General features: G+C 70.0%; 7 protein-coding genes and 1 pseudogene. 4 read left to right on the forward strand and 4 right to left on the reverse strand.

From position 1 onward, the window contains the following. The 4 genes and pseudogenes from WAZ62_RS15035 to hypE all read left to right on the forward strand — a co-directional run. Positions 1-1,193, forward strand: a pseudogene (locus WAZ62_RS15035) (carbamoyltransferase HypF); the annotation flags it as partial. Continuing rightward, positions 1,184-1,462, forward strand: a complete 279-nt coding sequence (locus WAZ62_RS15040) for a HypC/HybG/HupF family hydrogenase formation chaperone (RefSeq protein ID WP_422644351.1) — start codon at positions 1,184-1,186, stop codon at positions 1,460-1,462. The pseudogene WAZ62_RS15035 and the gene WAZ62_RS15040, both read left to right, overlap by 10 nt. An 11-nt stretch (positions 1,463-1,473) precedes the next feature. Continuing rightward, positions 1,474-2,604, forward strand: coding sequence for a hydrogenase formation protein HypD (hypD, locus tag WAZ62_RS15045; protein ID WP_422644352.1), 1,131 nt, complete (start codon positions 1,474-1,476; stop codon positions 2,602-2,604). Further along, entirely contained in the window at positions 2,604-3,671 is a 1,068-nt protein-coding gene (gene hypE / locus WAZ62_RS15050) for a hydrogenase expression/formation protein HypE (protein WP_422644353.1), read from the forward strand. Before hypD ends, hypE begins: the two co-directional genes overlap by 1 nt. Positions 3,672-3,684: 13 nt before the next feature. Here the strand turns inward: hypE and WAZ62_RS15055 are convergent, their stop codons facing one another. The 4 genes from WAZ62_RS15055 to WAZ62_RS15070 form a co-directional block, all read right to left on the reverse strand. After that, complete coding sequence (locus WAZ62_RS15055) at positions 3,685-4,407, reverse strand: energy-coupling factor ABC transporter ATP-binding protein (protein WP_422644354.1); 723 nt, start codon at positions 4,405-4,407, stop codon at positions 3,685-3,687. Next, positions 4,404-5,120, reverse strand: a complete 717-nt coding sequence (cbiQ, locus tag WAZ62_RS15060) for a cobalt ECF transporter T component CbiQ (protein WP_422644355.1) — start codon at positions 5,118-5,120, stop codon at positions 4,404-4,406. The genes WAZ62_RS15055 and cbiQ overlap by 4 nt, the downstream gene beginning before the upstream one ends. Further along, positions 5,117-5,668, reverse strand: coding sequence for a carboxypeptidase-like regulatory domain-containing protein (locus WAZ62_RS15065; protein ID WP_422644356.1), 552 nt, complete (start codon positions 5,666-5,668; stop codon positions 5,117-5,119). Before WAZ62_RS15065 ends, cbiQ begins: the two co-directional genes overlap by 4 nt. Then, on the reverse strand, positions 5,665-5,887 hold a 223-nt coding region (locus WAZ62_RS15070), incomplete at its 5' end, for an energy-coupling factor ABC transporter permease (protein WP_422644357.1). The genes WAZ62_RS15065 and WAZ62_RS15070, both read right to left, overlap by 4 nt.

Consider the following 5,887-nt stretch of genomic DNA (forward strand, 5'->3'; position numbering starts at 1 on the left):
GCCATGCGCCGGCCAGCCTGCCCCTGCCGCCGGGCTTCGAGGGGGCGCCGCCCGTGCTCGCCCTCGGCGCCGAACTGAAGGCGACCTTCTGTCTGGCGCGGGGGCAGGAGGCGATCCTGTCCCAGCACATGGGCGATCTCGAGGAAGCGACGACTTTCGAAGACTGGCGCCGGGGCATCGCGCTTTACGAGGCGCTCTATGGTCATGCCGCCGGGGTGATCGCGGTCGACCGCCACCCGGATTACCTGTCGGCGAAATACGGCCGGGCGCGGGCGGCGGCGGCGGGCCTCTTCGCCGTCGAGGTCCAGCACCATCACGCCCATGTCGCCGCCTGCCTCGCCGAGAACGGCCGGCCCCTGTCGGCGCCGCCGGTCCTCGGCATCGTCGCCGACGGGCTGGGCCTCGGCGATGACGGCACCCTGTGGGGCGGGGAATTCCTGCTGGCGGATTATCGCGGCTTCCGCCGCCTCGGCCATCTGAAGCCGGTGGCCATGCCCGGCGGCGCCATGGCCGCGCGGGAGCCCTGGCGCAATCTCCATGCGCAACTGATGGCGGCGCTGGGCTGGAAGGAATTCGCGGCCGGTTTCGGCGACCTGCCCCTGGCCCATGCGCTGGCGGAGAAACCCCGGGCCACCCTCGACGCCATGATCCGGGACGGCCGCTTCGCGCCCCGCGCCTCGTCGATCGGGCGCCTGTTCGACGCGGTCGCCGCCGCCCTCGACATCTGCCGCGAACGTCAATCCTACGAGGGTCAGGCGGCCATGATGCTGGAGGCGATCGTCGATCGCCGCACCCTGGCGACGGAAGAAGCCTATCCCTTCGCCGTCTCGGCGCCGGTGGACGGCCCGGCCTGCCTCGATCCGTCGCCCCTGTGGCGGGCGTTGCTCGGCGATCTGGCGCGAGGCGTGCCGGCGGCCGTGATCTCGGCGCGGTTCCACCTCGGGCTGGCCCGGGCGCTGGTCGGCATGGCGCGGCGCCTGCGGGGCGAGGGGGCGGCGCTGTTCGATACGGTCGCCCTGTCCGGCGGCTGCTTCCAGAACGAAATCCTGTTCAACGAGACGGCGCGCGGCCTGTCCGCCGCCGGCTTTCGCGTGCTTTCCCACAAGCTGGTGCCCGCCAATGACGGTGGCATCGCCCTCGGCCAGGCCTTGATCGCCCTGGCGACAACCTCAGGAGCAGGCCCATGTGCCTAGGCATTCCCGGCCGCATCGTCTCGATCGACGATCCCGCGCTGCGGCTGGCCACCGTCGATGTCGGCGGCGTGCGCCGGCAGATCAATATCGCCTGCATCGTCGATGACGATCATCCGCCTCAGTCTTGCGTCGGCGACTGGGTGCTGGTGCATGTCGGCTTCGCCATGAGCCGGATCGACGAGGAACAGGCGGCGGCGACGCTGCGCATCCTCGCCGAACTCGGCGAGGCCCAGGACGAAATCGACGCCATGCGCCGCACGGCGATCTGAGGGACGACGCGATGAAATATGTCGACGAATTCCGCGACCGGGAAAAGGCCGAGGCCCTGATCCGCGAGATCGCCCTGGTCGTCTCGCAGATCGATATCGCCCGCGAGCGACCGATCAACATCATGGAAGTCTGCGGCGGCCACACGCATTCGATCTTCCGCTATGGCCTCGAAGGCATGTTGCCGAAGGAAATCGAACTGATCCACGGCCCCGGTTGCCCGGTCTGCGTGCTGCCCATGGGCCGGGTCGACGATGGTGTCGCCATCGCCGAGCGGCCGGAAGTGATCTTCACCACTTTCGGCGACGCCATGCGCGTGCCGGGGTCGAGAAAGAGCCTGATGCAGGCCAAGGCCGGGGGCGCCGACGTCCGCATGGTCTATTCGCCCATGGATGCCCTCGCCCTCGCCCGCAAGAACCCCGAGCGCGAGGTGGTGTTCTTCGGCCTCGGCTTCGAGACCACCATGCCCTCGACCGCGCTGACCATCCTTCAGGCCGAAGCCGAAGGCATCCGCAACTTCACCCTGTTCTGCAACCACATCACCATCGTGCCGACGATGAAGGCGATCCTCGACAGCCCGGACCTGCAACTCGACGGGTTCCTGGGGCCGGGGCATGTTTCCATGGTCACGGGCACGGCGCCCTATCATTTCATCGCCCGGCATTATGGCCGGCCCTTCGTGGTCGCGGGGTTCGAGCCGCTGGATATCCTGCAGTCGATCTGGATGGTGCTGAAGCAGATCCGCGACGGCCGGGCCGAGGTCGAGAACCAATATGCCCGCATCGTTTCCGAGGCCGGCAATGCCCCGGCCCTCGCCGCGGTGGAGCGGGTGTACGAGCTGCGGGAATTCTTCGAATGGCGGGGCCTCGGCTCCATCGACCATTCGGGCGTGCGCCTGCGCGAGGCCTATGCCCGTTTCGACGCGGAAAAGCGTTTCGCCATCCCCAATGTCACCATCGCCGATCCCGCGTCCTGCCAGTGCGGCGAGGTGCTGAAGGGCGCCATCAAACCCTGGCAGTGCCGGATGTTCGGCACGTCCTGCAATCCGGAAACCCCGCTCGGCGCGCTCATGGTCTCGTCGGAAGGGGCCTGCGCCGCCCATTACCAATATGGCGGCGTGAAGCGCCAGCAGGGAGCGGCGTGATGGGCAGCGTTACCCGCCTGAAGCCCCGCGACCTCGGCCGGCTGATGGTCTCCCATGTCACCCTGGCCCATGGCGGCGGCGGCAAGGCGATGAAGGATCTGATCGACGATGTCTTCATCTCGGCCTTCGACAACGACCTGCTCGCCCCGCTCGAGGATCAGGCCCGGCTCGATCTCGCCATGCTGGCCCGTCATGGCGACCGCCTGGCCTTCACGACGGACGGCTATGTCGTCGATCCGCTGTTCTTCCCGGGCGGCGACATCGGCAAGCTCGCCATCTGCGGCACGGTGAACGATCTCGCGGTCGGCGGGGCGGTGCCCCTGCATCTGTCCTGCGCCGTCGTGATCGAGGAAGGCATGGCGGTCGAGACCCTGCGCGTCATCGCCCGCTCGATGGCCGAAACCGCGCGGGCGGCTGGCGTTACCATCGTCACCGGCGATACCAAGGTGGTGCCGCGCGGCGCCTGCGACAAGATCTTCATCACGACGACCGGCATCGGCGTCATCCGCCAGGGGCTGGAGATCGGCGCCGACCGGGCGCGGCCGGGCGATATCATCCTGGTCAACGGCCGGCTGGGCGATCATGGCGCGGCGATCCTCTGCGCGAGGGGCGACATGGCGCTGGAAAGCCCGGTGCGAAGCGATTGCGCGGCGCTGTCGGGCCTGATCGGCGAGCTGCTGGCGGCGGTGCCGGGGGTGCGTTTCATGCGCGACGCGACGCGGGGCGGCATCGCGACCGTCCTCAACGAATTGGCCGCCGCTTCCCGCGCCGCGATCGAGATCGACGAGACGGCGACGCCGATCGACGAAGGCGTGCGGGGCTTCTGCGAAATCCTCGGTCTCGACCCGCTCTATCTCGCGAACGAAGGCAAGATCGTCATCGCCGTCGCGCCCGAGGATGCGGCGGCGGCGCTCGCCGCGCTGCGCGCCCATCCCCTCGGCCGGGACGCCTGCGCCATCGGCCGGGTGGCGACGGGGGAAGCGGGGCGCGTGACCATGAACACGATCTTCGGCGGCCGGCGCATCGTCGACATGCTGGTGGGCGAACAATTGCCCCGCATCTGCTGACCGGCCCCGCCCGTCAATGCCGGTGGGCGCTATCGCCCTCGACATGGATGTGCAGGTGGTCGTGGGTATGGGGGTGGCTGTGGAAGGCGGCGGGCAGCAGCTTTCCCTCGCGCAAGGCAACCACCCGCGTCGCCAGACGGTGCAGGAACAGCCGGTCGTGGGAGACGATGATCATGGCGACCGGCAGGTCGGTCAGGATCTCCAGCAGGCGGCGGTAATGCCCGTCGTCGAGGGCATTGGTCGGCTCGTCGAGCAGCAGGACCTCGGGCTCCATGGCCAGGACTCCGGCGAGGGCGATCAGCCGCTTCTCCCCGCCGGACAGGCGGTGGGTGATGCGGTCGCAGAGGTGGGACAGATGCAGCTGCGCCAATGTCTCGCGCGCCTTTTCCGCCGCCGCCCGGGGCGACAGGCCGAGGTTCAGCGGCCCGAAGGCGACATCGTCGATCACCGTCGGACAGAACAACTGGTCGTCCGCGTCCTGGAACAGGTAGCCGGCGCGGGCGCGGACGGAGCGGAAATCCTTCTCTCCCCGGGGCTGCACGCCAAAAGCGGTCAATGTCCCCCGGTCCACGGTCTCGAGCCCGATCAGGCTGCGCAGCAAGGTGGTCTTGCCGGCGCCATTGGGGCCGACAAGGGCGAGGCGCTCGCCCTTGTGCAGGGTCAGGCTGGCGCCGTCGAGCACGCGCTTCTCCCCGCGCGAGACGGTGATGGCGTCGAGGGTGATGAGCGCGGTCATGGCATGCGATCCATCAGGACGAGGGCGGCACCCGCGAGCAGCGCGAGGCCGGGTCCGGCGATCTCGCCCCGGCCCCGGTCGTCGATGCCGATGGCGGGCAGACGGCCGTCGAAGGCGCGGCAGCGCATGGCTTCCTCGACCCGCTGCGCCTTCTCGAGGGCGCGGACCAGCACCATGCCGGCCAGATTGCCGTAACTGCGGAAACTGTGCAGCGAGCTTCGCCGGACGAAGGCCCGCGCCCGCATCGCCTCGCGCCGGCGGTGGATCTCGTCGCGGAACAACTCGATGTAACGGGTGGTGAACAGGAACAGCTGCACCAGCCGGACCGGCACGCCCAGGCGCCGCGCGGCATGGCCGAGGCGCAGCGGCTCGACCGCCCCGAGCAGGGCGAAGCCGAGCAGCACCGCCGCATTCACCTTGAGTGCGATGCCGAGGGCGCGCAGCAGTCCCTCCGCGCTGACGGTCAGCGGCCCGAGGCTGGCCAGCGGCGGCCCCGGCACGGTGAAGGGCAGCATCAGGAGCAGCAGCGCCATGAAACCCTCGACATGGGCGAGGCGGTGGAGCAGCGGCTTCACCGCCTGACCCGACACGAGCGCGAGGATCAGCGCGAGGCCAAGTGCCGCGCCCTGCACGGTGATATCCCGCAGCGAGACGACGGCAAGGATCAGGATGAAGGCCGAGAGCAGGCGGGCGCGGGGGGCGATCCCGTTCACGAGTCCGCGCCCTTGCGGCGGCGGGACGTGGCCCAGAGCGCGGCCCCGGCAAGGCCGATGATCATGCCGATGCCGCCCATGATGTCGTTGAAGCGCAGGCGCCCCTCCGCTTCGTCATAGGCTTCCAGCAGGGGGCGGATCTGGCGGGCCACCGCGCGGTCGACCGCGGCCTCGATCGCCGCCGTGTCGGTGGCGGGCATGGCGGCCTGGTCCGGGGCGGGGGAGGGGGGCGGCGTGAAACGCTCGGCCCCCAGCCGGACCTCGGCGACATGGCCGTCCCGGGAATCGGCGGTAACGACGAAGGTTCCGGCGGCAGGCGGCGTCCAGGCGAAGCGGCCCTCGGCGTCGGTCGCGCCCCGGTACAACTCCTGGCCGTCGGCGCCCCGGATGATGATGGCGGCGCCTTCCGGCCGGCCGCCTCCGATGAAGAAGGCATAGCCGGCGATCCGGCCATCCTCGATGGTCGCGAAGAGTTTCAGGCGATGCGCCGCCGCCGGGCTCGCGGTCGCGGCCAGCACCAGAAGGGCGAGGATGAGGCGGCGGATCACGGGCTTGCCCCCGCCAGCGCGTCCGGCTTCACCCGCTTCAGGAAGCTGACGGCAAAGCCGGTGATCAGGCCTTCCGCCGCCATCAGCGGCAGATAGGTGACGAGCAGCACCTTCGCCGAGGGCACATAATCGGGCGACGACAGCGCGAGGGCGAGGGCGACGCCGCCCCCCGTCGCCAGCACGCAGGCGCAGGCGCCGATCCCCGCGATCACCCCCGCC

The organism is Zavarzinia sp. (assembly GCF_049306435.1).
GTDB lineage: Bacteria > Pseudomonadota > Alphaproteobacteria > Zavarziniales > Zavarziniaceae > Zavarzinia.

Coding starts and splice junctions, on each gene's coding strand:
- WAZ62_RS15040 (WP_422644351.1), top strand. CDS start 1,184: ATGTGCCTAGGCATTCCCGGCCGCATCGTCTCGATCGACGATCCCGCG.
- hypD (WP_422644352.1), top strand. CDS start 1,474: ATGAAATATGTCGACGAATTCCGCGACCGGGAAAAGGCCGAGGCCCTG.
- hypE (WP_422644353.1), top strand. CDS start 2,604: ATGGGCAGCGTTACCCGCCTGAAGCCCCGCGACCTCGGCCGGCTGATG.
- WAZ62_RS15055 (WP_422644354.1), bottom strand. CDS start 4,407: ATGACCGCGCTCATCACCCTCGACGCCATCACCGTCTCGCGCGGGGAG.